The sequence below is a fragment of the Sphingobium sp. YR768 genome, assembly GCF_900111125.1.
Lineage (GTDB): Bacteria > Pseudomonadota > Alphaproteobacteria > Sphingomonadales > Sphingomonadaceae > Sphingobium.
Window position 1 is genome coordinate 19,321 of sequence record NZ_FOGE01000035.1, and the last position, 25,178, is coordinate 44,498.

The following is a 25,178-nucleotide window of genomic DNA, read 5'->3' on the forward strand; positions in this document are numbered from 1 at the left end:
CGTCGATGATCATCTCTCTGCCGACATTACTCAATTCGTTGGTCTATGCCGGGATCGGCATCGTCGTTTTCGTCGTCGGCTTCGTCATCCTTGACCTGCTGACGCCAGGCAAATTGTGGGAAGAAATACGCGATAAGCAGAATGTCGCCGTCGCGCAGTTTGCAGGCGCCATTGCTATCGCGCTCGGTATCATCGTCGCTGCTGCCATTCATGGCTGACACGTCGCCGCCGAGCGAGCGCAGGCGCACCGCGCTGGTCGGACTGCTGCTGGCCAGCGTGTTCGCTGTCGCGACCTGCGGCCTTATCTACGAGTTGCTGGCAGGGACGATCGCCAGCTATCTGCTGGGCGACAGCGTCACGCAATTTTCGATCATCATCGGCACTTATCTCTTCGCCATGGGCGTTGGCAGCTGGTGCTCGCGCTATGTGAAGCGGGACGAACTGCGCTTGTTTATCCGTGTCGAGATACTGGTCGCGCTGCTGGGCGGATGGTCGGCGGCCGGCCTATTTCTGCTCTTTCCGCTGGTGGAGCAGTTTCGGCCGATCCTCTATGGCCTCGTCTTCGTCATCGGTTTCCTCGTCGGCCTGGAAATCCCGCTGCTGATGCGCATCTTGCGTGACCGGTTCGATTTCAACGAGACGGTGTCGAACGTACTCACCTTCGACTATGTCGGGGCTCTGGCAGCGTCGCTACTGTTTCCGCTACTGCTGGTGCCGCACCTGGGACTGATCCGCACTGGCCTGATGTTCGGCCTGCTCAATGTAGGGGTCGCACTGCTTCTGCTGTTGCTGGTCCCGGCGCGCGCCAGCCTGATGTGGGAGCGAGTCCTGGCGATTGTCGTGATGGCCAGCCTGATCGGGGGCTTCCTGGCGGCCGAGCGCATCCAGCGCTGGTCGGAAATCGCCGCTTACGGGGAACGCGTAATCTATGCGACGTCCAGCCCCTATCAGCGGCTGGTGTTGACCCGCCATGACGACGATATCCGCCTGTACCTCAATGGCAATCTGCAATTCTCCTCACGCGACGAATATCGCTATCATGAGGCGCTGGTGCACCCGGCGATGGGCCGCGTTGCACGCCCGGCCCATGTGTTGATCCTGGGCGGGGGAGACGGCCTGGCCGCGCGCGAAGTGTTCCGTCATCCCGGCGTGCGCAGCGTTACATTGGTCGACCTTGATCCCGCCATGACCCGCCTGTTCAGCCAGACCGGTTTGCTGCGCGCGCTGAATGGCGATGCACTGACCGACAAGCGTATGCGTGTCGTCAACGCTGATGCCTTCCGCTGGGTACGTGAGACGAAGGCACGCTTCGACGTCATCATCGTCGATTTCCCCGATCCGGTCGATTTCTCTGTCGGCAAGCTCTATACCGAGACATTCTACCGCATGCTGCGCCCGCATCTGGCGCCCGGCGGCATGGCGGTGATCCAGAGTACATCGCCGCTGGTCGCGCCTGCGGCCTTCTGGACGGTGGCGCAAACGCTGGAAGCGGCAGGTTTCCAGACCCGCCCCTATCATGTCTATGTGCCCAGTTTCGGCGAATGGGGCTTCATCCTTGCCGGACTGACCGATCCTGGCACGACGACGCGCCTGCTGCCGGGCAACCGCTTCCTATCGGACGCGACTGCCCGGCAGGCGTTGTTCTTTCCGCCCGACATGGCGCGCCGCCCGGTGCCGGTGAACCGGCTCGACAATCAGGCGCTGGTGCGTAGTTTCGCCGAGGAATGGGCGCGCTATGAAGGTTGACGCCGACGCTCCTAGCAGACGCGCTATCCTGAAGGGCGGCGTGGCGGCAGCGACCGTGCTGGCCCTGCCGGGCTGCGAAACGCCGACTTCGGGCAGCAGCGGCGGCGCAGATATGGCGCTTGGCCACCGCCTGCGCGACGGCGCCTTTCCTAAACCCGTGCGCGAGGAGCGCGTGCCGGTCCTGATCGCCGGGGGCGGCGTGGCGGGTCTGACGGCAGGCTGGCGATTGCGTGAAGCGGGCTTCGACGATTTCCGCCTGATCGAACTGGAAAGTCAGCCCGGCGGTAATGCCCGTAGCAGCCGCAATGCCGTCACGGCCTATCCGCTGGGCGCGCATTACCTCCCCATCCCCAATGAAGAAGCGCGCGGGCTGCGTAACATGCTGCGGCAACTTGGCATGATCGTGGGCGATCGGGATGGCAAGCCCGTCTATGATCCACTGCAACTCTGCGCCGATTTGCAGGAACGGCTGCTCTGGCAGGGGAAATGGCAGGAGGGGCTGGTGCCCAAGACCGGCTTGTCGCTCAAGGACAAGGCTGAGATTGCCGCCTTCGACCGGGCCATGGCCGATTTTTCTCACCGCCGCGATGCGCAGGGGCGGCCCGCCTTCGCCATTCCCATCGCCTATAGCGCTCAGGACGCCGATCTCCTGGCGCTCGACCGAATCAGCTTCGCGCAATGGCTCGACCAACAGGGATGGAATTCGCCGATACTGCGCGCCCATGTCCGCTATGCCTGCCGCGACGATTATGGCACCGAACCAGCCGACGTCTCCGCCTGGGCCGGCATTCATTATTTCGCCAGCCGACGCGGCTTCACCGCTGAGGGTTCGGGCGACAATGAACTGACCTGGCCCGAGGGGAATGGTCACCTCACCCGGCTGATGGCCGATCGATTGGGGGATCGCATCGCGACGGGGCGTGTCGCTTTCCGCGCTGCGCGCGACGGTGCCGGCGCAAGGGTTGATGTCTTCGACGCGGCGCGGGGGACCAGCATCCGCTATCGCGCCGGCGCGGTGATCCTCGCCATGCCCCAATTCATCGCCAGTCGCTTGCTGGGCGAGAAACCCGATGCGGCCTACAGCTATGCCCCTTGGTTGATCGCCAATGTCACGGTTGATCGGGCACCGGAGGGTAAGGGCAGCGGGCTTGCATGGGACAATGTATCGGCCAGCAGCGCTTCGCTCGGCTATGTCGTCGCCACCCACCAGAGCGCCTCACGCGCGGGGCCTACGGTGCTGACATGGTATATGGCCCTGTCCGACATGCCGCCCGCCGCCGCTCGCCGCCTGCTGATTGAACGGTCCGATGCGGACTGGCGGCGGCTGGTGCGTGACGACCTGCTAGGCATGAACCCCGATCTCAAGGGCGCAATCCGCTCGATAGACCTCTGGAAATGGGGCCATGCGATGATCCGGCCAACACCAGGGTTCCTATGGCAGGTCGCACCACAACAACGCGCGATGATGCAGCCGCCCTTCTTCCGCGCCCATTCGGACCTAAGCGGGCTGTCGCTGTTCGAGGAAGCCCATTATCGAGGCATGGCCGCGGCGGAAGCTGCCCTAACCTCGATCGGCCATCCGCATGAGACTCTGCTATGATCCTGCCCATGACCTATGATGGCCGACACTTGCTAGCGGACCTTTACGGATGTCCCGTGCTGGACGATGTCGCGCTGATCGAAACAGCCCTGCGTGCCGCAACACAGAGCGCCGGAGCGACGGTGATCGGCCTTCATCTCCATCATTTCGGTGAAGGACAGGGCGTCACCGGCGTCGCCCTGCTCGCAGAATCCCACATGTCGATCCACACATGGCCCGAGCATGGTTATGCTGCGGTGGATATCTTCCTGTGCGGTGCGCGCCATGATCCGGCGGCCGCACTTGACGTGCTATGCCTATATTTGTCGCCTGCGCGTATAAATCAAAATGTAATGCGCCGGGGTGACCTTTCTGAGCTGGGGCGGGAAGCGGACGGTCAGCAACTGGAACGTTGAAATTGATTGTCGAGCGGCAACTATGGGTCGTCTGTGGTAGGGCGGCAGTTCAAGGGGCCGGGTCCGACGTGGCGTCAGATCAGCCGCTCTGCGAGGAAGTCGACAAACACGCGTACACGGGCTGGCATGTTTGCTCCGCCTAGGAAGACTGCATGGATCGTCTCGATATCGCCCGGATTGTAATCTTCCAGTAAAGCCACCAGTTGCCCCGACGCCAGTTCGGGCTGGACACTGAACCGACCCACGCGCGTGATGCCGACCCCGGCCGCCGCAAGCTGGCCAAGCGTTTCGCCATTATTCGCTTCGATCGTGCCGCGAACGCTCAACGCGTAGTCGCACCCATCCTTTCGGAACGGCCAGACCGGTTCTGCCCGGCGGAAATTGAAATTAAGGCAATTATGGTCGTGCAGATCTTCGGGCGCCGCAGGCATGCCATGGCGGCTTAGATAGTCCGGAGAAGCGACGATGACACGGCCATTCACGCCCAGCTTGCGCGCGGTCAGCGGGCTGTCGGCGAGCGGCCCAAAGCGGATCGCGACGTCGGCCTGGCCTGCTGCGATATCGACCAGCCGATCGCTAAGGCTGATATCGACCATGATGTGAGGATAAAGCTGCGTAAATTCTCCAACAAGCGGTACGATGCACAGTCGGCCATGGGAATGGGCCGCACTGACCCGCAGCCGACCACGCGGCGCGCCACAATCGGCTATCGATTGCTCCGCTTCGTCCAGATCAGCCAGGATGCGCCGCGCGCTGCCGAGATACGCTTGCCCCTCGGCCGTCAGCGTCAGGGCACGGGTCGAGCGCAGCAATAGCCTTACACCAAGTCGATCCTCGATCCGGTCGATTGCCCGGCTGACCGCAGAGGGAGTGAGGCCAAGCAACCGACCGGCTGCCGAGAAACTGCCTTCGGCGACGACCGCTGCGAATGTTTCCAGTGCTCGTGCCCGATCGGCGTTAGCAGACATCTTTTCATCCAATGCAAAGATCCTTCGCCTTGAACCCCTCTAAACGCAGAGAGGGATTCATTCCATCTATGCGCAAATCACGCAATGGAAAGGGATGCAGATGGAATATCGGCAATTGGGGGCATCAGGTCTGCGCGTGCCGGCGCTGAGCTTCGGCACGGGGACGTTCGGCGGCTCAGGCCCCCTGTTCGGCGCTTGGGGCAGTAGCGACGCGCAGGAAGCGCGGCGTCTGGTCGACATTTGCCTCGACGCTGGCATTACCCTGTTCGACACCGCCGACGTCTATTCAAATGGCGCATCGGAGGAGGTTCTGGGCGCGGCGATCAAGGGACGGCGTGACGCAGTGATGATCTCGACCAAGACCGGCCTGCCCATGGGCGATGGCCCCAATGACTGGGGTGTCTCGCGCAATCGCCTGATCCGCGCGGTCGAAGCTGCACTTCGGCGCCTTGGCACCGACCATATCGACCTTTTGCAATTGCACGCTTTCGATACCTCGACGCCGGCGGAGGAGTTGCTGGCGACGCTCGACCAACTCGTCCGTGCGGGCAAGGTGCGTCATGTCGGCGTCTCCAACTATCCCGGCTGGCAACTCATGAAGGCTCTGGGCACGGCGGACCGCCATGGCTGGCCGCGCTTCGTTGCGCATCAGGTTTACTACTCGCTGATCGGTCGGGCCTATGAGGCCGACCTGATGCCGCTCGCCAGCGATCAAGCTGTGGGCGCGATGGTGTGGAGTCCGCTGGGCTGGGGACGGTTGACCGGGAAGGTTCGGCGTAGCAGCCCGATTCCGGCAGGCAGTCGCCTGCATCAGACGGCCGCTTTCGCGCCGCCGGTCGCAGATGAGCATCTCTATCGCGTCATCGACATGCTGGACGAGATCGCAGCCGAAACGGGCAGGACAGTACCGCAGATCGCGCTCAACTGGCTGTTGCAGCGACCGACAGTATCATCGGTCATCATCGGTGCGCGCAATGAAGAACAGCTACGCCAGAATCTCGGCGCGGTCGGCTGGTCGCTGACCGTCGAACAGATCGCCCAGCTCGATCAGGCCAGCCATGTGATGCCGGCCTATCCGCACACACCCTATCATCAGCAGGAGGGTTTTGCTCGCCTGAACCCGCCGCTCGTCTGACCGGTGGAATATCATGAAGATCAATCCACCGCTTTTGGCTCTGGCGGCTGGTGCCTTCGGCATCGGCGTCACAGAATTCGCGCCGATGGGCTTGTTGCCGGTCATCGCAGCAGATCTTGGCGTTTCCATCCCCGCCGCCGGACTGTTGATCAGCGCCTATGCGATCGGTGTCATGCTGGGCGCGCCGCTGATGACGCTGACCACCGGCCGATTGCCACGCCGCACCTTGCTGATCGGCCTTGCCGCCATCTTCACGATGGGCAACCTGATCGCGGCCCTGTCAAACAATTATGCCATGCTGCTGTTTGCGCGGATCATCACATCCCTCAACCATGGTGCCTTTTTCGGCGTCGGATCGATCGTCGCGGCCAGCCTTGTCCCGGTCCAGCGTCAGGCCGGCGCGGTCGCGGCCATGTTCATGGGGCTGACGATCGCCAATGTCGTCGGCGTACCACTCGCGACATGGGCTGGCGAAGTCATGGGGTGGCGCGCTGCCTTCTGGGGCATCGCGGGATTGGGTGTTCTGACCATCGTGGCGCTGCGCATGACGTTGCCGGACATAGCGCCGCCGCGTGACGGCGATGCCCGATCGGAACTGCGCGTATTGATGCGCGGGCCGGTGCTGGCGGCGCTCGGCCTGACCGTCGTCGGTGCCAGCGCGATGTTCACTGTCTTCACCTATATCACGCCGATCCTGCGCGAGCAGACCCATGGCTCGATCGCTTTCGTGACTGCGATGCTGGTAACCTATGGCGTGGGACTGACCATCGGCAACTGGCTTGGTGGGCGTTTTGCCGATTATTCCGTCGACAATACCCTGATCGTGACGCTAGCCGCGTTGACGGCCATCTTGATCGCATTCGCCTTTGCCATGCCGTTCGCCGGGCCTACCGCAATCCTGATTCTGCTGTGGGGCATCGCCAGCTTCGCCCTTGTGCCGCCGCTACAGGTGCGGGTGATGAGCGCTGCCGCAGATGCACCGAACCTTGCATCCTCGATGAATATCGGTGCCTTCAACCTTGGCAACGCGATCGGTGCTGCGTTGGGCGGCGGAGTGATCGCTGCGGGTCTGAGTCTGCCCTTTGTCTCGCTTGCCGGGGCTGCTGCGTCGGGTGTCGGCCTGCTTGCCGTTCTTATGAGCGTCCGGAAAGCTTCTTCCGATCGCGCCTGCATTGCTAAAGGGCTATGCGGTGAGGTGAACTGAACCGAGGTCTCCGGTGACTGCGCGGACAATGATGCAAAGCAGTCCGACTGCTTTTGGGGATCGGCGAAATGCGCCCTGACGGCCGATTTGGGTCGAAATTGACTTGCGGTGACCTACCGGGCCTCACGTCAAGCGGTTCCCCATCATTTCGCCGAGCTTAACAGGCCGTTCGGGTATGCACTCTTCGTTAAAGGCAATGCCGTCTTGCCTAAAGAGCATCACGATGTTCGAGACGAGCATGAAACAGCCCATTTCATCACGCACTTGGTGCGAGCCATGGGCGAGTCACTTCTAGACTGCATTGGTTCTCAACAAATTATCGGCTTGTTTATAATATTACTCCACACCGTTTTTACAAGAAAGGCCGAACTCTAAATTATCGCACCGATAGGATAATAAATTGTTACGTATACAGAACGTAATATTGGAGATGATTGCCAAGGGTGAGAATTTGTCGGCGACGGCGGAGAGGCTGTGCCTGGAGGTAGAGGCCATTGTGCCAGACGCGGCGTGTTCGATCCTCACAGTTGATGCTGCGGGGCTTCTGCATCCGCTCGCAGCACCCTCCCTGCCACCCGATTATTCGCGAGCACTAGATGGTTTGTCGATTGGTCCTTCGGTAGGTTCCTGCGGCACGGCGGCCTTCCTCCGAACTGACGTTGCGGTCCAAGACATTATGACCGATCCGTTATGGAGCGACTATCGCGATTTGGTCGCCCAGCTCGACTATCGCGCCTGCTGGTCGACGCCAATCCGTAACGGCAAAGGGGAGGCTATCGGGACTTTCGCTTTCTATTATCGAGGACATAGGGGGCCGACAAAATTAGAACGAGATATCGTCGAAGCTTGCGTCAACCTATGCGTCATCGCTTTCGAGCGCCGCGATCGTGTGGAAGAACGTGAAAAGTTGGCGCGGATCGACGGGCTGACAGGTCTTCCCAACCGCAATGGATTCAACTCGGCCCTCGACGCCTTGGACTGTTCGCAGCCGGGCGCTTGGGCGCTATTGGCAATTGATCTTGATAATCTCAAAATGGTGAACGACACATTCGGACATCATGCCGGCGATATTTTGCTGCAGGAAGTTGCGCACCGAATGGCAGACGCAGCAGCTCCTGACCGCACATTCAGAATCGGCGGCGACGAATTTGCCGTAATCGTACAGTCGCCTGCAGCACTGCAGGATTTGGACGCTATGGCGTACGAGCTCCTCGACCGGCTGTTGCTTCCCGTCAGAAGTCTCGGCCATAGCCTTTACCCACGCGCCACGATTGGCGGTGCTATCGTATCTGATGGCGATCCTTTGCCACAAAGTGTACGGCTAAATGCGGATCATGCCCTCTATCATGCCAAGGAGACAGGGCGAGGGGGATTTGTCCGTTATTGGCGCGGTCTCGGCACGGCGATCACGCAGAGGCTCTCCACTATTCAGGAAGTTGGCGTTGCCCTCCGGGAGGGCAGGATCAAACCTTATTATCAACCTGTTGTTCGTCTCGACACCGCAGAAATCGTTGGGGTCGAAGCGTTATGTCGCATGATCACTCCCGAAGGCAAAGTGCGGACCGCAGGCGAATTCCATGAGGCGATGTCAGACATGGACATCGCCCAGGCCATTACCGACGTCATGTTGGAAAATGTTGCAAATGACGTGCGCCACTGGCTCGACGAAGGCGTGGCTTTTCAACATGTGGGGCTGAATATATCTTCAGCCGACCTGCGCAGGAACATACCGGTCCATGAATATCTCAGCGCCGGGTTTGCAAAGGCAAATGTGCCTCTTAAACATCTGATCGTTGAAGTTACAGAAGGGGTTTATCTCGATGATCGCGACGACGATGTCGGTGCCAAAATTGCACAAATGCGACATCATGGTCTCAAGGTTGCGCTCGACGACTTTGGTACGGGCTTTGCGTCGCTGACCCATCTTCTAACGGTACCGGTCGACATAATAAAGATTGACCGTTCGTTCGTTGCGGGCCTCAAAAGTGGTAGCCCCAGTGCGGCAATCGTCGAAGGGCTTTCGTCCATCGGCCAGAAACTGGATATTCGCCTTTTGGCAGAAGGCATCGAGACGGAGAGCCAGGCGCGTCATCTACTGGCTTTGGGGTGTCGCATTGGACAGGGGTTCCTCTATTCGCCAGCTGTTTCCCGCTCAGAGATGACTAAACTCCTTCATCTTTACGCGCAGTGGTCGGGTGCATGCCGTACCATCGAAGCCCTTTGGCGGCGTTCGCCTGACGAAATGTCGGAAGGACGGGCAGCGGGAACCGAGTGATAAGCCATCCGAGCTACGACGAAAGCAGTCGCGTGATGTTTCAAAGGGGGCTGGAAATACGGATTGCCACCTGGAAAGAACGAAAACCTGTTGGGGAGGACGCGCAGAAAGCTGTGAGCCGGCCTCTGGCGATCAAACATCCGCAGTTGGATGGCGACGTGTCTAATCATTACTCTGCTTGTTGGATTAGCCACCCAAAAATTCGATCGATTTTCCTACTAAGGTGTAAGTTTGGCCCTGCCCGTCTGAATATCGCCCCGCAATCAACGGGCCTGCTGGCGGCATGGGAAACGCAAGTGGTGCGATTGCCGCGCCGCGATAGCCCTCAGTGCTCACGGCGTAAAGCTTGAGGCCGAACGCGCTATGCGCCATCAAAGTCACAGAGACCTGCGTAAGGATGAGGGTCGCGGTGCCCCACCACATCGCCGGGTGGACGTGGCCTCGACGGCGACGATCCGCGTCGATCGCAATCAACGGCCACATCACCACTGCGGCGAAAACGCCCCATTTTGCATAGGGAACAAGCAGCGGCATTGGCAAAAGGCCAGTCCGGTTAGGATCGCCATGGCGCAAAACATGAAACGCCTTTGCCATTCGGTCCGCTTGCGCATCGATATGCCACCATATCCGACTATGCCAACCTGCTCGATTTCACGCGAATGTCCCTCTTTCTGATCAGCCGCGAATCTGGCCGGATTTTATCCGCCATTTCACCAGAGACCCGCCAATCAACAACCGTCTTGCTGAAATGACACCTTTTAATCGCACTGTAGGAAAGCTTTGCTTCACAGGCTGTTAGCATCTCGGCGGTAGCCTCAAAGTTCAGGAGGCATATACGTGCAGACAAGTTGTGAAGGTTGCAAGCAGGACGGGCATCCTTTCGATATCGCAATGGCTTATCAGCCGATTGTCGATATCGAGTCGGGACGACCATTTGCGTTTGAAGCCCTTGTGCGCGGTATCAACGGCGAAGGCGCGGGGGAAGTCCTTGCGCGGGTCACGCCTCAGAACCGCTATGCCTTCGATCAGCAGTGTCGCGTCGCTGCGATCGAAGGGGCGGTCGCCGCCGGCATCCTCGACACAAACGCCCGGCTGTCGATCAATTTCTTACCTAACGCGGTCTATTCGCCCGTTGCGTGCATCCAGCTGACCTTGAAGACTGCTAAGAGAACCGGCTTTCCCACCGATCGGCTAATTTTCGAATTTACGGAGAACGAGCAGATAGCCGACACAGACCATGTGCAGACCATCGTTGATTCCTATCGCAAAATGGGGTTCGGCACGGCCATCGACGATTTTGGCGCAGGCCATGCCGGGTTGGGCCTCCTTGCCAAGTTCCAGACTGATTATATCAAGCTCGACATGGACCTGGTGCGTGGTCTGGACACAAGCATGCCCCGCCGACTGATCGTTGAGGGTGTCCTTCGGATCGCGCGCTCCCTGGGCATCACCGTAATCGCCGAGGGTATCGAAACGGTAGGGGAATATGAAGCGCTTCGCACCCTCGGTGTTCGCTATATTCAGGGCTATCTGCTCGCGCGTCCCGGATTCAAGGTCTTGCCAGAAGCCGCCCTGCCCGAAGAATCCAAAACTCCTGTTGCGCAAGCTTCGAGCCGGTGAAGGCTTCAATGATCGAAATCGGATGTTAACTTTGGCCGTTTACGGTCGTGGAATCTACATTCAGCACCCCGCTAGTTTGATCGCACGGACCCGGGAAGCCGACATTCCGCACCCGGGATGGGAAAAGTCGGTGGTAAATCACAACAATGGGTCGGCTCTCCCATCCACGCGCGATATTCCCTGCATTGCATGATGTCACCCGAGGGGCAGCTTTATTAAAACCATGCGAATTGTTGCTGGCCTTCGGCAACCACTGCCGTCCTGACCGTACGGGAAGGGAAAGCGGCTGTTCCGCTCTTGGGAAGTGAAATCCGGCGGCTGAACGACCACAAAGGGTCGAGGCCGGAAGCGGCCGACCATGTTGCCTTGGCGGCCTATGTGGCGCCGCGGAAGAAATCCACCTCTCCATTATTGCGAGTCGGTCGCATAAACTCTAAGCGCGGGCTCATGTCCTCGAACGCGACAGCACTGACACGCCTGCTGCTGGCAGAACGTCCGTCGCTATTACGATTAGCGAAACGTATCGTCGGCAGTGAGCCTGCGGCCGAGGATGTGGCGCAGAGCCTGTGGTTTCGGGTGCAGAAGGTCGAAGATGATCCACCTATTCTGAATAAGCGGGCCTATCTGTTCCGACTGACAGCCAATCTCGCGCGGGATCATCGCAAGAATGAGGCCCGGCGGCTTGCCTTGCATGCTGAGGCACATTCGACATTGTGGGATGAGGACAACGAGCCTTCGCTAGAGGATGCCCTGGTGTCGGTGGATGCGCTTCGCCGTGTTGCAGACGCAGCTGAGCGGCTGCCTGAGCCTACGCGCCGGATATTCAGGATGAACCGGTTCGAGGCTATTCCCCAGAGGGCAATCGCTGATCGGCTGGGGATCAGTAGCACGACTGTCGAAAATCACATCAAGAGGGCCCTCAACATATTGGCCGCTGCCCGCGACGGTCGGGTCGAATGACGTTTTTTTTACGGACAACTTGGGCAATGGGCGCCGCGATCAGTCATACTGTCGATCCGCATGAGATGGCTCTGGAGACCCGATGACCGATCCGCAAACTCCCATGCTTCCTGATGAGGCTGGCGCGCAGGCGCATCACTGGATCGCACGACTGGCATCGGGAGAGATCACCGAGACGGAAATGGCGGACTTCCGGCAGTGGCGGAGCTTATCAGACAATGAGCAGATATTCCGTCGCGAGCGTGCCCTCTGGCGACGGCTTGAGGGCGTCGAAGGTGCGTTCTCCGCACGTGCAATGCCACGTAGGCGGAGCGGAAGAACTTTGCGCCGGCTACCCTCCAGAAAGAGTCGCATGCTCGCCGGCGCGGTTGCTGCATCGCTGATCGCGCTCATGGCGGGGCCGCAACTGGCTCTCATGATGCGCGCCGATCATCGTACCAGCACTGGCCAAGTACGCCGCGTAGCATTGGCAGATGGGTCGGAAGCGGTACTGGATAGCGGCTCTGCCATTGCGGTTGATTTCAAGGCATCGGGGCGTGATGTCACGCTTTTGGCAGGGCGGGCATGGTTTAACGTGCGTCATGATGATGCAAGGCCGTTTCGCGTGGCTGCCCTGGGCGGGGTTACACAGGATATCGGCACAGCGTTCGAGGTCGAACGGGTCGGTGACGGCGTCAATGTTGGTGTGACCGATGGTTCGGTCAAGCTGACCTCATCGATCCAGGGAGCGCCGCTGGTTCTGAAGGCGGGCCAGCACGCCCACTATGATAGTGGAATGGCCGTTCAGCGGACCGCAGGCTTGCCAACGGACGACATAGCTGCCTGGCGCACAGGAGAGTTGTTGATACGCGACATGGAGGTATCTGCGGCAATTCGAGCAATTGCTCGCTATCGCAAGGCTCCAGTCTTCATTTGGGGCACCATGGGCCGACTGGAGCCGGTCAGTGGCACATTCACCACCGATCAACCTGACGATGCACTTGCGACCCTCGCCCAAATGCGCGGACTGGAAATTACGCGCCTCCCTGGCGGAGTGTTGTTTGTGCGGGGCGCATCGGCCGACTGAATTTTTTTCAGGCATCGCTGGGGCAAGCTGCTCCGAGAAAAGTCATACCCGCGACCATGTGATGCAAATGCGTCGCAAGGGCATGTACGGGCAGCCGCGGGGGCAGCCCATTTTGACTGTCTCGGGGGAATCCCATGTCGCTTACGCCATCCGTCGCTCGCTCTTTCCGCGCGATTGCGCATTCAATTCTTCTGGCCGGGACGACGCTGGGCGTGACCCTGGTCCCAGGCGCAGCGCAGGCGCAATCCGAAGGTCGCAGTTTTCAGATCACGGCGGGGCCGCTGGAAGACGCGCTTCGCCAATTTACCCGCCAGTCTGGTGTGCAGGTTGGCTACGATTCTGCCGACGTGCGCGGCCGCACCGCCACTGCGGTCTCCGGCGGGATGAGTGCCCCCGAAGCCTTGTCGAAGCTTCTGACCGGTACAGGCCTTACCTTCCGCTTTACCGCGGCGACATCCGTGCGTCTGGAATCCGCCCCACAATCGGCCGATGGCGCAATCGCGCTTGGTCCGGTGCGCGTCGCGGGCGAAGGATCAGGGCGCGACGGTATGCCAGTCAGCCTGACGAGCGATCCCGGAGCAACCGAAGGTACCCGTTCCTATGCGATGAAGGGGCCGAGCAACACCGCAACCCGCCTCAACCTGACTACACGTGAAACGCCCCAGACCATCAGTGTGCTTACCCGTCAGCAGATCGAGGATCAGCAACTCACCAGTGTTGCAGAAATGCTGGAGCAGACGCCGGGCATTTCCGTCCAGCCTTTGGGCAGTGAGCGGTTCACCATCTACGCGCGCGGTTACACTGTCGAAAACTACCAGTATGATGGCATCCCCACGACGCTCGACATTGTCAGCCAGGTGTCCCCGCAGGGGCTGGGCGACGCTGTCACCTATGACCGGATCGAGGTGCTGCGCGGCGCGGTCGGCCTGATGACTGGGGCGGGTGATCCTTCTGCTACCGTCAATCTGGTCCGCAAGCGGCCGACGTCCGAATTCCAGGGGCATGTAGCGCTGAGCGGCGGGTCGTGGGAGAGGCTGCGTGGCGAGGTGGACATTTCTTCGCCCCTGAATTCTGCCGGGACGATCCGCGCTCGCGCCGTCCTGGCGCATGATCAGGGCGAGAGCTTCACCGACTATTACAAGCACAAGAAGCAGGTCGCATATGGCGTCATAGAGGCGGATGTCACGCCGTCGACACTGGTCACGATCGGCGCCGATTTTCAGCGTAATGACCCGACCGCATTTTCCGCAACGGGCCTGCCGCTCTGGAACAGTGACGGATCGCGCACCGATTTTGCCCGTTCCGCCAATTCCGCCGCCAAGTGGAGCTACAACAAGCAGGATGTGCTCAATGCTTTCGGTTCAATCCGGCAGGAACTGGGCGGTGACTGGGTCATGCGTCTTGCCGGTAATTATCTCCATACCGACCGCAACTATATGGCGGCCTATGCCAGCTGGGGTTTCCCCGACAAGACTACCGGCGAAGGCGTTCGCCTCTATGGCGGGTCGGGACAGACCCGGCAGCGGCAGCTTGGCCTCGACCTTATGGTGCAGGGTTCCTTCGAACTTCTCGGCGGCCAGCATGAGATGGTCGCGGGCCTGAGCTATTCGGACTACCGTAACTATCATCAGCCCAATCGCGGTACAGGCATCGAGGGGCGCTACGTCAATGTCTTTACGTGGGACAATTATACGGCGGAACCAACATCGCCTGGTACGCTCTATGACGGCGATACCGTCATCAAGCAGAAGGCTGGCTACGCAACCTTCCGTTTCAAGCCATTGGATGGGCTGTCGTTGTTGGCTGGCGCGCGCCTGAGCAATTATGATTACAGCTATGACCTGCAATATACGCTGCCCGCGTCGCAGGGAAACAACCGCCTCACCACCTACAAGGAAAGCGCAATCCTGACACCCTATGCCGGGATCGTCTATGATGTGGCGCGGGACCACTCCGTCTATGCCAGCATCACCTCCATCTATCGTGCGCAGAGCACCCGGGACCGCAATGGCGAAACGCTGAAGCCGCGCGAAGGGATGCAATATGAGGTGGGCTTCAAGAGCGCCTTGTTCGACGGGGCGCTGAATACCAGCATCGCCTTGTTCGCCATCGATCAGGATAATTTTGCGGTTGTCGATACCGGTTACACCGTGCCTGGTACGACTACAGCCGCCTATCAGGCTGTCCAGGGAGCGCGCACGCGAGGCTTTGACCTTGAGGCGACAGGCGAGATCACATCTGGGTGGAATGTCAGCACCAGCTTCAGCCACAGCGTGACACGCCGGGATGGTGCACGGCTGACCACGACCGCACCCAAGGACATGTTCAAGCTGTGGACCAGCTATCGCTTCGCCGACGATAGAATGACAGTGGGCGGGGGCGTGAACTGGCAGAGCGCATTCTATCTGACCACTACGCCCTCTACCGCTCTGGGGCAGGTTACGGCGCGCCAGGGCAGTTATGCGCTCGTCAATCTGATGGGACGCTATGCCTTCACGAATGATTTGTCCTTGTCGGTCAACGTCAACAATCTGTTCGACAAGGATTATCTCAGCGCGATCGACCAGACCTTCTACGGCTATTATCGCGGCGACCCGCGAAATTTCCTCGCTACCTTGCGCTATAATTTCTGATGGCCGGGCTGCGTCATGAGGCGATCGGCAAAGCTGGCCGGCTCATGGCCGCTCTGCTGGGCGGTTATCTCTTCGCTTGCGCCTGGGCGGTGTTCGTGGCGGCGGTTCTTCCGCTGCCGCGACCACAGGCCGTGCTGATGGCGACCTTGACCAGTTTCGCCGCCTTCCTGGCGATCATCATCCTATCGTTCGCCTTCGGCAGCATTGGGCGCTGGTTGATGATCCTTTCGGTAATGACCCTCGCACTTGCCGGGAGCGGACTGGCTTTGTCCGAGGTTGGCGCATGAAAAACCAGATGCTCGACCGTCCTCACTCACTGCGACAGTCTATGGCATGGCTACACACATGGGGCGGCCTGATGGCCTGCTGGGCGCTCTTCGCAATCTTTCTGACCGGTACGATCTGCCTGTTTGAGGGGCCGATCACCCAATGGATGAAACCCGAGCGGACCGAACGGATGATCGGCCATGACGGGGATTATAGCAGCGGCCGAGCGGTGGCCTTTGCCCAGAACGAGTTAGCGAAGGTCGCGCGCGGCGCCCATTATTGGACGATTGGCCTTCCCAATGAGGATGATCCCGACGTCCGCATTTACTGGCTGGCCAATAGCCGTCGCGAAGGGCTCCGGCTCGATCCTGTCAATGGAGCGCGCATTCCGCCGGGGGCTGACCGGCGGACCGAAGGCGGCTATCATTTCATCACCTTTCACCATGAATTTCATTCTGGCGTTGTGGGCAGTTGGATCGTCGGCTTCCTCGCTATGGCGATGCTCACGGCACTGGTCAGCGGGATCATCATCCACAAGCGGATCTTCAAAGACTTCTTCACGTTCCGGCCGAGTAAGGGAAAACGCTCGTGGCTCGACGCACATAATGTCGCTGGCGTTCTGACACTGCCCTTTCAGGTGATGATCGCCTACACCGGCCTGACACTGGTCTATTCGCTTTACATGCCTGCTGCGATCCTGACCAATTATCCAAGCAAGGACGCGTATAGCGCCGACCTACTGCAAAAGCCGGCCCATCGTGAGGAAAGTGGCATTGCGGCTCCGGTCATGCCACTCGATCGTTTACTGCCGGTCGCGGAGGCCCGCCTCAAGCAGGAGATCAGTCTTATCCATGTCGAACATCCCGGCGACAGCATGGCGTCGGCCTTCGTATATGGTCCCGAACCGTCGGCCCTGAAGCAACTGGCGCCCGGGCGCGGCCTGATACATTTCGATGCCGTCACCGGCGCGATGCTGGATGTGCGCCTGCCAGAAATGCCGCGCGGCGGCTTAGCTCAACTCACGCAGGAAGTGCTGAGTGCGTTGCATGAGGCGACCTTTGGCGGCATCATCATCAAATGGCTTTACTTCGTGGCAGGCATTGCCGGCACGGTCATGATTGGGAGCGGTGCGATCTTGTTCGAGGTCAAGCGCTGCCAGAGGGCATTGGGTGAGTTTGGCGGTGCCACGCCGCGCGTTTATCGACTTATCGAGATACTGAATATTGCAGCCATCACTGGCCTTGCAATCGCCTGTATTGGCTATTTTTGGGCTAATCGTCTCATCGAGGCGGATATTGCCGGCCGAGCAGATCTGGAAGTGCGCGCATTCTTCATGCTCTGGATCCTTGGCCTGGTTCATGCTGCCGCTCGCCCCCGCCGCAAGGCATGGATCGAGCAATTGGCCGGTATAGCCATGCTTTGCCTTTTACTACCTGTCCTGAATGCTGTGACGACAGGCGACCATGTCATTGCGCAGATTGGCCGGGGAGATTGGCGCAATGCCGGCGTCGAGCTGGTCGCGATCGCGTTCGGTCTGACGGCAATCGGGATGATCGGTAAGATCCGGACAAAGAAGACATTGTCGCCGTCAGAGCTTCGGCCGGTGCGCATGCAAGCCGTGAAATAGCTTATGATACTGCTCGCATTCTTTCTGGCTCATGCTGGTTTCATGGCATTTGGCCTGTCGATGGCGCGTCATCGGCGAGATCTGCATTTGAAGCCGATTGGAGCGCGACGCGCCACCGGACTGCGCATCTGCGGTTATGGCCTGCTCGGAATTGCTATCTGGCCGTGCTGGATTCTGTTCGCGCTTTCGGTCGGGATTATCGTCTGGATAGGCATATTATCGGCAGCAGCGATATCGCTGACCGTCCTTTTGGCTTGGCCGCCCTTTCTGGCGATGTGGAGCAAGGCGTTTCGCCTGACCGCTTCGATGGCCGAGCGGTTACGCGAGGCGGTAAGGTGAACAGTGATATGGATAATTCCGGTCTGCACGGACGCTATCGATCCAGCGGCAGCAGCCATTTGATCGGCGTTGGCGGCACATGTGCGCTATATGCCATATGTGCCGTCGTGTTTTTCGTCGCACTTTCCACTCAATATGCGAAGCCTGCGCAGCAAGCGGCGCTGACTGTCCTGTCCCTGAGCGCCCCAGCTTCGCCTCCCGAAATTGAGCCTCGAAAAAGGAAAGCGCCCACGCCGACCGAACAGAAGGAGGCCCAGCGCGAACCGCCACGAGTGCAACGGATCGAGCCGAGCAAGATTGCGATTTCGCCGGTATCGACGCCGATCCCCATCGCGGGGCCCAGGTCCGCCGATCCCCGTCCTGTAGAACCGGAACCGGCTGCGCCGAAAACCGCACCTGCGCCCCCCGCGTCGCAGGTGTCCAGCAATGCCCACGACACGTGGGAAGGTCGGGTACTGGCTGCGCTCAACAAGCATCGGCGCTATCCGAGATTGGCAATGGTACGACGTCAACAGGGCGTACCTTATATCCGCTTCATCATGGATCGCGAGGGCAAGGTGCTGTCCTCGCACCTCGAACGCTCATCCGGGGTGTCTGAACTCGATCGCGAAGCGATATCACTGCCTAAGCGGGCCTCTCCGCTTCCAAAGCCGCCCCAAGACAAGTCTGGTGATACGCTCGAACTGGTCGTGCCCGTGGAGTATTTCCTCAAATAGCCGCTTTCCGTCACCGATCGACCGGAACCTGCCATTCTCCTTAAGACCAATCAGGAGTAAGCGGACCGTCCGATCCTGGGAACGAAGAATCGGCGCCCGAAGGTCTGAAATGGGTCGATTGCGGCCCTCCTATCTACATTATGATATTGCCGCTCAGAACTACCGCTTGCACACAGGTTAATCAATCTGGGTGATAGCGGGGTGGCGCCGCGAACTTGCAAAACATTGAAATCCTCCACGGTCGCGCCATCGCCGCGCCCAAACCCGATGGCAAGGGCATTTTTGCTGGTCGCCTCCAACATCTGGCGGTTGGACGGCGCTCGATCGTGGAGGCCGATCCCGTCCGCGTCCCGGATCCGCGTCGCATAATCAACGTCAACCGGCGCGAGGATCTACCTTGAAGCAACAATGGCCTAACGCTTTGTCGCCACCAGCCGAACCGGGACCGACTTGGCAGCGGGAACGTGGCTTTCCTGCGCATGATGCTCGACCGAGATCAGCATGTTGCATTCGGGATAATAGGCACCCAAGCACCCGCGCGGGATGGAATAAGGCGTCACGATGAGGCCCTCGCGCCGACGGTGTTGGCCATCGTCTGCGTCGCTTTCCAGCGCGACGATCTGCCCCTCCGCCAGCCCATGCGCGGCGATGTCGTCGGCATGCATGAACAGGACGTCGCGTGTCCCCTTCACCCCGCGAAAGCGGTCATGATAGCCATAGATCGTCGTATTGAACTGGTCGTTGGAGCGCAGCGTCATCAGGCGGAAGCGTCCTTCAGCGCCTGCAAAGCCGGTCGCCGAAAGCCCGCTGGGCGTTAGGAATTCTGCCTTGCCGCTGGGCGTCAGCCAGACACGGTCCGAGGCCTTGTTGCCTTTCCAAAAGCCGCCTGGCGTGAACATGCGGGCGTTGAAATCCTTGAACACTTCCGGATAAGTTTCCTCGATCGCGTCGCGAATCAGGCTGTAGTCGCCAACCCAGGCGTCCCAATCGACCTTGGGATTGGCGGGCAAGATGGCCTTGGCGATCCCTGCAACGATCGCTGGTTCGGACAAAAGATGCGGGCTGGCAGGTTTGGCCTTGCCGACCGATCCGTGGATGCAACTGGTGGAATCCTCGACCGAGACGGCTTGAGGGCCGGTCGCCTGTAAGTCCCGCTCGATACGGCCCAGACAGGGGAGAAGATAGGTCATTTTCGCGGCGAACAGATGGTTGCGGTTGAGCTTGGTCGCAATCTGGACCGACAGGTCGAGGTTCGTCCAGGCAGCTTCCATCGCGATTGTTTCCGGCACGGCCCGCAGGAAATTGCCGCCCAGCGCCACAAAGGCCTTAACCGTCCCGTTTATGATGCCCCGACAGCTGGCAACGGTATCTAGCCCCTTCTCGCGAGGCGGCGAGAAGCCATACTGCGCCGCCAGCTTGTCGAGCGGGGCGAGCTCTGGCTTTTCGGTGATGCCGACGGTGCGCTGGCCCTGCACATTGCTATGGCCGCGCACGGGTGTGGGACCAGCGCCAGGCTTGCCGACATTGCCGCGCAACAGGAGCAGGTTGACGACCATGCGGACATTCTCGACACCCTTCACATGCTGGGTGAGGCCCATGCCATATATCGCCATCACCGCTTTTGACCGGGCATAGACGCTGGCGGCCTGTTTCAGGTCGTGACGCGGCAGGCCGCATTCCGCCTCGATTGCGTCCCAATCTACTTTGCGGATGGCGGCGAGGAGGTCGTCGACACCCTGTGTATGCGCCGCGATGAAGGCGTGGTCGAGCACAGGCATTTCGCCGCGACCGGTCGCGGCGTCGTCCCATTCCACCAGAAATTTCATGATGCCCATCATCGCTGCGATATCGCCGCTGGCCTTCACCTGATGGTATTGGGTCGAGATGCCAGTTTCGCGCAGCGTTGCCATCTCGATCGGGTTCTGTGGATCAGTGAATCGTTCAAGGCCGCGTTCCTTGAGCGGATTGAAGGTGACGATCTTTACCCCGCGCTTGCGCGCCGCACGCAGATCATGCAGCATCCGCGGCGCGTTGGACCCGACATTCTGGCCGAAGAAGAAGATCGCGTCGCACGCTTCGAAATCCTGGAGCCGAGTGGTGCCGACAGGCACGCCGATAGCGGCCTTGAGGCCGACCGAGGTCGATTCATGGCACATGTTGGAACTGTCGGGCAGGTTCTGGCTCCCATACATCCGTGCCATCAGGCTGTACATATAAGAAGTCTCAAGGCTGGCGCGGCCCGAGGCATAAAAGACCGCCGCCTTGGGATCTAGCAATTTGAGCGCCGCGCCGATATCCGCAAAAGCTTCGGCCCAGGACACGGCAACATATTTATCGGTGGCAGGATCATAGCGTAGTGGGTGGGTGAGCCGCCCGTGCTGCTCCAGATTATAGTCGCGCCAAGTCCGCAGTTCAGTGAGCGTGTGTTGAGCAAAGAAGTCGGGCGTGGTGCGCAAGCTGGTCAGTTCCCACGCGGTCGCCTTGGCGCCTTCCTCACAGAATTCAGCGGGGTGATGATCGGCGGGCTTGGGCCATGCACAACTGACACAGGCGAAGCCATCTGGCTTGTTCTGCCGGGCAAGCTCGCGCAAGGCCTCCGCGCCGACTTTTTCGCGCGGCAGGATTTCGGCGAGCGAACGGACCGACCCCCAGCCGCCTGCCGGCCCCTTAAAGGGCTTGACCTGGGGCTTGTCGGCATCCTGCTTGCTCATGCGCGCTTATCCTTGACTTCAATCAACTCGCCCGGAAATCCGACGAAATCGCGGCGTGGCAGGGGAACGGGCGGCACGATGAATGGTTCATCGACAAACCGTACCGAAAGGATCGTCCATGACGCAGCCCGTGCCGTTCACCCCCTCTGTCGAGACCATCGCGCCGGATGAGCAGGAGACGATTGCCGCACTCGAGGAGCAGTTCAAGATCATCCTCGATACTACGTCCAAGGATTATGGCCATGCCGTCCGATCTGTCCATGCCAAGGGCCATGGCATCGCGCGCGGCCGGTTGGACGTCGCGACGGGATTGCCGCCCGAACTGGCGCAAGGCCTGTTCGCGGCGCCAGGAAGCTATGAGGCGGTGTTTCGGCTGTCCACCAATGCCGGCGACATATTGGACGATTCGATCATGCTGCCGCGCGGCCTGGCGCTCAAGATCATCGGCGTGGAAGGCGAACGTCTGCCCGGATCGGAAGGCGACCATACGCAGGATTTCGTCATGGTGAACGGCCCCGCCTTCGCTGCGCCCGACCCCAAGAAATTCCTTGGCAACCTGAAGCTGCTGGCGAAGACGACGGACAAGGCCGAAGGGGCCAAGAAAGCCTTATCGGCGGTCTTCCGCACGGCGGAAGCGGCGCTGGAGGCTGTGGGCGGCGAATCCTCCTTTCTCCAAACCCTGGGCGGCGCGAAGCCGGTGCATCCCCTGGGTGCGACCTATTACACGCAGACGCCGTTCCGTTACGGCGCCTATATCGCCAAATTTTCGCTCGTGCCTGTCTCGGGCATCAAAGACTATGCGGATGAGACGATCAACGCGACCGGCCGCCCGGACGCCATTCGCACGGCAGTGAACGAACTGCTGATCGAACAGGGCGGAGTTTGGGAATTGCAGGTCCAGCTGTGCACCGATCTTAATGCGATGCCGATCGAAGATGCGTCGGTGGTGTGGGACGAGGAACTAAGCCCCTTCCGCACCGTCGCGACGCTGACTGTCGATCCGCAGCCCGGCTGGCAACTGGGCGTGACCGAGAAGACGGAAGATGCCCTGTCGTTCAGTCCGTGGCATGGCCTGGCAGCCCACCAGCCGCTGGGCGGTGTCAATCGTGCGCGCCAGAGCCCATATCACATGTCAGCCGACTATCGCGGCACGTTCAACGGTTGTCCCATGCATGAACCAGAGCGGATCAGCGAACTGTCCTGACATGGCACCCTTCATGAAGAGCTAGGGTGAACCGGGCAACTGCTCGGCAAACGAGCCGTGGGGCTTGCGCACTTTGACCACCGACGGCGAGCTGAGGCCGAGCGGGGGGGCGGTCGCGAACGAGACGCCAGTCGCGGTCGAATATAATGGCTTGGGCTACGCCGTGTTGATGGCGAGCGGCAACAATCTTGTCGATCTCGGCTATGGCTTTGCCCAAGCCGAGCGCCTGATCGTAAGCGTGGCCTGAGGACCGCGGTTCAGGCGGCTTCGGCGATTACCTGATTATCTGGCTGCCAGTTCCACGGCATGAGTTCATCCCAGCGGGCAGCAGGCCAGTCGCCAGCGATCTTGGCGATGACATCAGCGATATAGGTCTGCGGTTCGAGACCGTTGAGTTTGGCGCTCTCGATGACGGAATAGATGGCAGCGGCCCGGTCACCTCCAGTCTTTGATCCGGCGAACAACCAATTCTTCCTGCCCAGGGCCACGCAACGCATGGCGCGCTCGGCAATGTTGTTATCGATCTCCAGGCGGCCATCGTCGAGGAAGCGTGTCAGCGCGACCCAACGCTTGCGGCCATAGGCAATGGCCTTGGCCATCTCGGACTTGGGCGAGAGACGGCGCAGGGCATCGTCGAGTGCCTGATGCAGCTCGTTGATCAGCGGCTTGGTGCGGTCCTGTCGGCTTCGTCGTCGGATATCGGGCTGATGGCCGCGAACCTCTGCCTCGATCTCATAGAGCTGACCGATACGCTCCAGCAGATAGCAAGTGAGCGGGGTCGGCTTGGTCGCATGAATGTCGAATATCTTGCGCCGGAAATGCGCCCAGCAGGCGACTTCGGTGACGCGGTTGGTATCGTAGAGCTTGTCATAGCCAGCATAGCCATCGGCCTGCAGATAGCCGGTGAAGTTGGCTAGCTGCCGCTGGGGATGTGCACCGGTCCGATCGGTGGTGAACTCGTACCAGACCAGCGGCGGGGTCGTGGCGCCGCAGCCGCGATCGTCTACCACATAGGCCCAGAGCCTGCCGGTTGCCGTCTTACCCCGACCCGGATCAAGCATGGGGACCGGCGTATCGTCGGTATGGATCTTCGAGGCGGTCAGGCCGACCTCGCGGATACGACTGATGATCGGGTCGAGCAGCACGGATGCCTGGCCGACCCAGCCTGCCAGCGTCGAGCGATCGATCTCGATGCCCTGCGCCGCCATTATCTCAGCCTGACGGTAGAGCGGCAGATGATGGTCGAACTTGGAGACAACGACGTGGGCCAGCGTGCCGAAGGTCGCCTTGCCCCGCGCTATCGCCTTTACCGGTGTGGGTGCCTGCACGACCTTCTCGCAGGACCGGCAGCTATACTTGGGGCGGATGGTCCGAACGACGCGCCACTGGACCGGCACGGCATCGAGCATCTCATCGCTATCCTGCCCCAGCGGCCGCAGCGCGCCGCCGCAGTCCGGACAGGTGCAGTTGCCCTGCTCGGGCTCGATCCGCTGCTCCTCACGCGGCAGATGGGCGGGCAGTGCCCGAACCGGTGATGGCCGATCTGCCTGAACTGGATCGGCCCGCCGCGCGGCGGCGACGATGGCCTCGCCTTCGAGCTCTTCCAGCGCCAGCTCAAGCTGCGCGATCTGGGTGTCCAGCTTCTCCGACGACTTGCCGAACTGCATCCGCTTGAGGCGTGCAATCTGCACGCGCAGCGTATCAATCAGGATGTCACGGGCGGAAATATCGGCGCGGGCAGCCGCCAATGCGGCTTCAAGCTCGGCGATCCGAGCATCTTTATCAGGGGTGGAAAAGCCTGCATCCGACACCGCGATCGTATAGCGGATCGGCCGTCTTCATGCCAGAAAAAGCGCCATAATCCAAGCATTTTATCCTGCCAGTGACGGGGTAAATGTACGCTCCGGGCGCCGCCAGTCGATGCCTTCCAATAGCATCGAAAGCTGCGCCGCCGTCATCACCACCGACCCCGTCTTGGTCGAGGGCCACACGAACCGGCCACGGTCCATCCGCTTGGAAAACAGGCACATGCCCTGGCCATCATACCAGAGCAGCTTGACCAGATCGCCCCGCTTGCCCCGGAAGGCGAACAGCGCACCGGAATGCGGGCTCTCCTCCAGAACCTGCTGCGTCATCACCGCCAGGCCGTCGAAGCCCTTGCGCATGTCCGTCGCGCCGCAGGCCAGGAATATCCGCGTCGATGGCGGCAGCGGGATCATCGCGCCAGAACGCCGATCACCCGCGACAGCGCATCGGCATCGACCGTGGCGTCCACACTCACTTTGATGCCCGATGGCAGCTCGATCCCGATCATGCCGTTGCTGCGCGCCGCAACCGTTGGGACGGGCAAGGCCAGCTGCTCGCTGATCTGCACCTCTGCAAATGCAGGCTCGATCGGCTTGCGCACCCCGGTCAGCTCGCCAGACATCGCCTGTCGCCGCCATGTGTAGATCGAGCCGCTGCCAACCTCATGGCGTTCACAGGCCGTGCGCACGCAACCTTCTGGACCAAATGCATCCCGCAGCGCGGCCAGCTTCTGCTCCACCGTCCAACGGCGACGGCCCGACACTCGGCTAACGACCTCAATCCGACTACTCATACGACCACTCATATGAGTGTAAGCGCCGACGGAACCCGGCCTTGTGCGGATTGGGGTGGGCGTGAATTTCGCGGGGCAGATGGAGGCCTTGCGAGTGGATATCGAGCAGTCAA

23 protein-coding genes are annotated in these 25,178 nt (G+C 60.5%); 17 read left to right on the top strand and 6 right to left on the bottom strand.

Features of this window, described 5'->3' with window-relative positions:
* Positions 1–5 precede the first annotated feature (5 nt).
* The 4 genes from BMX92_RS23175 to speD are packed head-to-tail and all read left to right on the top strand — an operon-like array spanning position 6 to position 3,741.
* Entirely contained in the window at positions 6–218 is a 213-nt protein-coding gene (locus BMX92_RS23175) for a DUF350 domain-containing protein (protein WP_093020976.1), read from the top strand.
* The gene (locus BMX92_RS23180; protein ID WP_093020978.1) at positions 211–1,746 is read left to right on the top strand and encodes a polyamine aminopropyltransferase; all 1,536 of its coding nucleotides are present in this window, start codon (positions 211–213) and stop codon (positions 1,744–1,746) included. Before BMX92_RS23175 ends, BMX92_RS23180 begins: the two co-directional genes overlap by 8 nt.
* The gene (locus BMX92_RS23185; protein WP_093020980.1) at positions 1,736–3,346 is read left to right on the top strand and encodes an NAD(P)-binding protein; all 1,611 of its coding nucleotides are present in this window, start codon (positions 1,736–1,738) and stop codon (positions 3,344–3,346) included. The genes BMX92_RS23180 and BMX92_RS23185 overlap by 11 nt, the downstream gene beginning before the upstream one ends.
* Complete coding sequence (gene speD, locus BMX92_RS23190) at positions 3,343–3,741, top strand: adenosylmethionine decarboxylase (RefSeq protein WP_093020982.1); 399 nt, start codon at positions 3,343–3,345, stop codon at positions 3,739–3,741. The genes BMX92_RS23185 and speD overlap by 4 nt, the downstream gene beginning before the upstream one ends.
* A 74-nt stretch (positions 3,742–3,815) precedes the next feature.
* Here speD and BMX92_RS23195 read toward each other — a convergent pair whose 3' ends face one another.
* Positions 3,816–4,709 (bottom strand): LysR family transcriptional regulator, encoded by an 894-nt coding sequence (locus tag BMX92_RS23195; RefSeq protein ID WP_371262514.1) that lies wholly within the window; start codon positions 4,707–4,709, stop codon positions 3,816–3,818.
* A gap of 100 nt (positions 4,710–4,809) precedes the next feature.
* Here BMX92_RS23195 and BMX92_RS23200 point away from each other — a divergent pair, with 100 nt between their 5' ends.
* The 3 genes from BMX92_RS23200 to BMX92_RS23210 all read left to right on the top strand — a co-directional run bounded on the left by BMX92_RS23200 (position 4,810) and on the right by BMX92_RS23210 (position 9,323).
* Entirely contained in the window at positions 4,810–5,844 is a 1,035-nt protein-coding gene (locus BMX92_RS23200) for an aldo/keto reductase (protein ID WP_093021015.1), read from the top strand.
* Between the two features lie 13 nt (positions 5,845–5,857).
* Positions 5,858–7,048: an MFS transporter gene (locus tag BMX92_RS23205; RefSeq protein WP_093020986.1), complete on the top strand. Its 1,191-nt coding sequence runs from the start codon at positions 5,858–5,860 to the stop codon at positions 7,046–7,048.
* 430 nt (positions 7,049–7,478) lie between these two features.
* Positions 7,479–9,323, top strand: a complete 1,845-nt coding sequence (locus BMX92_RS23210; RefSeq protein WP_093020988.1) for a sensor domain-containing phosphodiesterase — start codon at positions 7,479–7,481, stop codon at positions 9,321–9,323.
* Between the two features lie 186 nt (positions 9,324–9,509).
* Here the strand turns inward: BMX92_RS23210 and BMX92_RS23215 are convergent, their stop codons facing one another.
* Entirely contained in the window at positions 9,510–9,917 is a 408-nt protein-coding gene (locus BMX92_RS23215) for a hypothetical protein (RefSeq protein WP_143066857.1), read from the bottom strand.
* A 297-nt stretch (positions 9,918–10,214) separates the two neighbouring features.
* Here BMX92_RS23215 and BMX92_RS23220 point away from each other — a divergent pair, with 297 nt between their 5' ends.
* From BMX92_RS23220 to BMX92_RS23255, 8 genes are all read left to right on the top strand, one after another.
* Positions 10,215–10,943 (top strand): EAL domain-containing protein, encoded by a 729-nt coding sequence (locus BMX92_RS23220; protein ID WP_093020992.1) that lies wholly within the window; start codon positions 10,215–10,217, stop codon positions 10,941–10,943.
* Positions 10,944–11,390: 447 nt separating this feature from the next.
* Positions 11,391–11,903, top strand: a complete 513-nt coding sequence (locus BMX92_RS23225; RefSeq protein WP_093020994.1) for a sigma-70 family RNA polymerase sigma factor — start codon at positions 11,391–11,393, stop codon at positions 11,901–11,903.
* 82 nt (positions 11,904–11,985) lie between these two features.
* On the top strand, positions 11,986–12,969 hold the full coding sequence (locus BMX92_RS23230; RefSeq protein WP_093020996.1) for a FecR family protein: 984 nt from the start codon (positions 11,986–11,988) through the stop codon (positions 12,967–12,969).
* A 212-nt stretch (positions 12,970–13,181) separates the two neighbouring features.
* Entirely contained in the window at positions 13,182–15,602 is a 2,421-nt protein-coding gene (locus BMX92_RS23235) for a TonB-dependent siderophore receptor (RefSeq protein WP_218145833.1), read from the top strand.
* The gene (locus BMX92_RS23240; protein ID WP_093021000.1) at positions 15,602–15,889 is read left to right on the top strand and encodes a hypothetical protein; all 288 of its coding nucleotides are present in this window, start codon (positions 15,602–15,604) and stop codon (positions 15,887–15,889) included. Before BMX92_RS23235 ends, BMX92_RS23240 begins: the two co-directional genes overlap by 1 nt.
* On the top strand, positions 15,886–17,496 hold the full coding sequence (locus tag BMX92_RS23245) for a PepSY-associated TM helix domain-containing protein (RefSeq protein ID WP_093021002.1): 1,611 nt from the start codon (positions 15,886–15,888) through the stop codon (positions 17,494–17,496). The genes BMX92_RS23240 and BMX92_RS23245 overlap by 4 nt, the downstream gene beginning before the upstream one ends.
* A 3-nt stretch (positions 17,497–17,499) precedes the next feature.
* Positions 17,500–17,835 carry a DUF3325 domain-containing protein gene (locus BMX92_RS23250; protein ID WP_093021004.1) on the top strand — a complete coding sequence of 112 codons (336 nt, stop codon included), beginning with the start codon at positions 17,500–17,502 and terminating at the stop codon, positions 17,833–17,835.
* Entirely contained in the window at positions 17,832–18,551 is a 720-nt protein-coding gene (locus BMX92_RS23255; RefSeq protein WP_256213574.1) for an energy transducer TonB family protein, read from the top strand. Before BMX92_RS23250 ends, BMX92_RS23255 begins: the two co-directional genes overlap by 4 nt.
* Before the next feature lie 413 nt (positions 18,552–18,964).
* On the opposite strand, the gene BMX92_RS23265 is transcribed toward BMX92_RS23255, so the two are convergent.
* Entirely contained in the window at positions 18,965–21,262 is a 2,298-nt protein-coding gene (locus BMX92_RS23265; RefSeq protein ID WP_093021008.1) for an FdhF/YdeP family oxidoreductase, read from the bottom strand.
* 118 nt (positions 21,263–21,380) lie between these two features.
* Here BMX92_RS23265 and BMX92_RS23270 point away from each other — a divergent pair, with 118 nt between their 5' ends.
* Both BMX92_RS23270 and BMX92_RS27070 read left to right on the top strand, forming a co-directional pair.
* Positions 21,381–22,466, top strand: coding sequence for a catalase family protein (locus tag BMX92_RS23270; RefSeq protein ID WP_093021009.1), 1,086 nt, complete (start codon positions 21,381–21,383; stop codon positions 22,464–22,466).
* 64 nt (positions 22,467–22,530) lie between these two features.
* Positions 22,531–22,713, top strand: a complete 183-nt coding sequence (locus tag BMX92_RS27070; protein ID WP_371262516.1) for a hypothetical protein — start codon at positions 22,531–22,533, stop codon at positions 22,711–22,713.
* A gap of 10 nt (positions 22,714–22,723) precedes the next feature.
* Here the strand turns inward: BMX92_RS27070 and BMX92_RS23275 are convergent, their stop codons facing one another.
* The 3 genes from BMX92_RS23275 to BMX92_RS23285 all read right to left on the bottom strand — a co-directional run bounded on the left by BMX92_RS23275 (position 22,724) and on the right by BMX92_RS23285 (position 25,065).
* The gene (locus BMX92_RS23275; RefSeq protein ID WP_093021019.1) at positions 22,724–24,235 is read right to left on the bottom strand and encodes an IS66 family transposase; all 1,512 of its coding nucleotides are present in this window, start codon (positions 24,233–24,235) and stop codon (positions 22,724–22,726) included.
* 102 nt (positions 24,236–24,337) lie between these two features.
* Positions 24,338–24,685, bottom strand: a complete 348-nt coding sequence (tnpB, locus tag BMX92_RS23280) for an IS66 family insertion sequence element accessory protein TnpB (protein WP_093021011.1) — start codon at positions 24,683–24,685, stop codon at positions 24,338–24,340.
* Positions 24,682–25,065: a transposase gene (locus BMX92_RS23285; RefSeq protein WP_093021013.1), complete on the bottom strand. Its 384-nt coding sequence runs from the start codon at positions 25,063–25,065 to the stop codon at positions 24,682–24,684. The genes tnpB and BMX92_RS23285 overlap by 4 nt, the downstream gene beginning before the upstream one ends.
* Positions 25,066–25,178 lie beyond the last annotated feature (113 nt).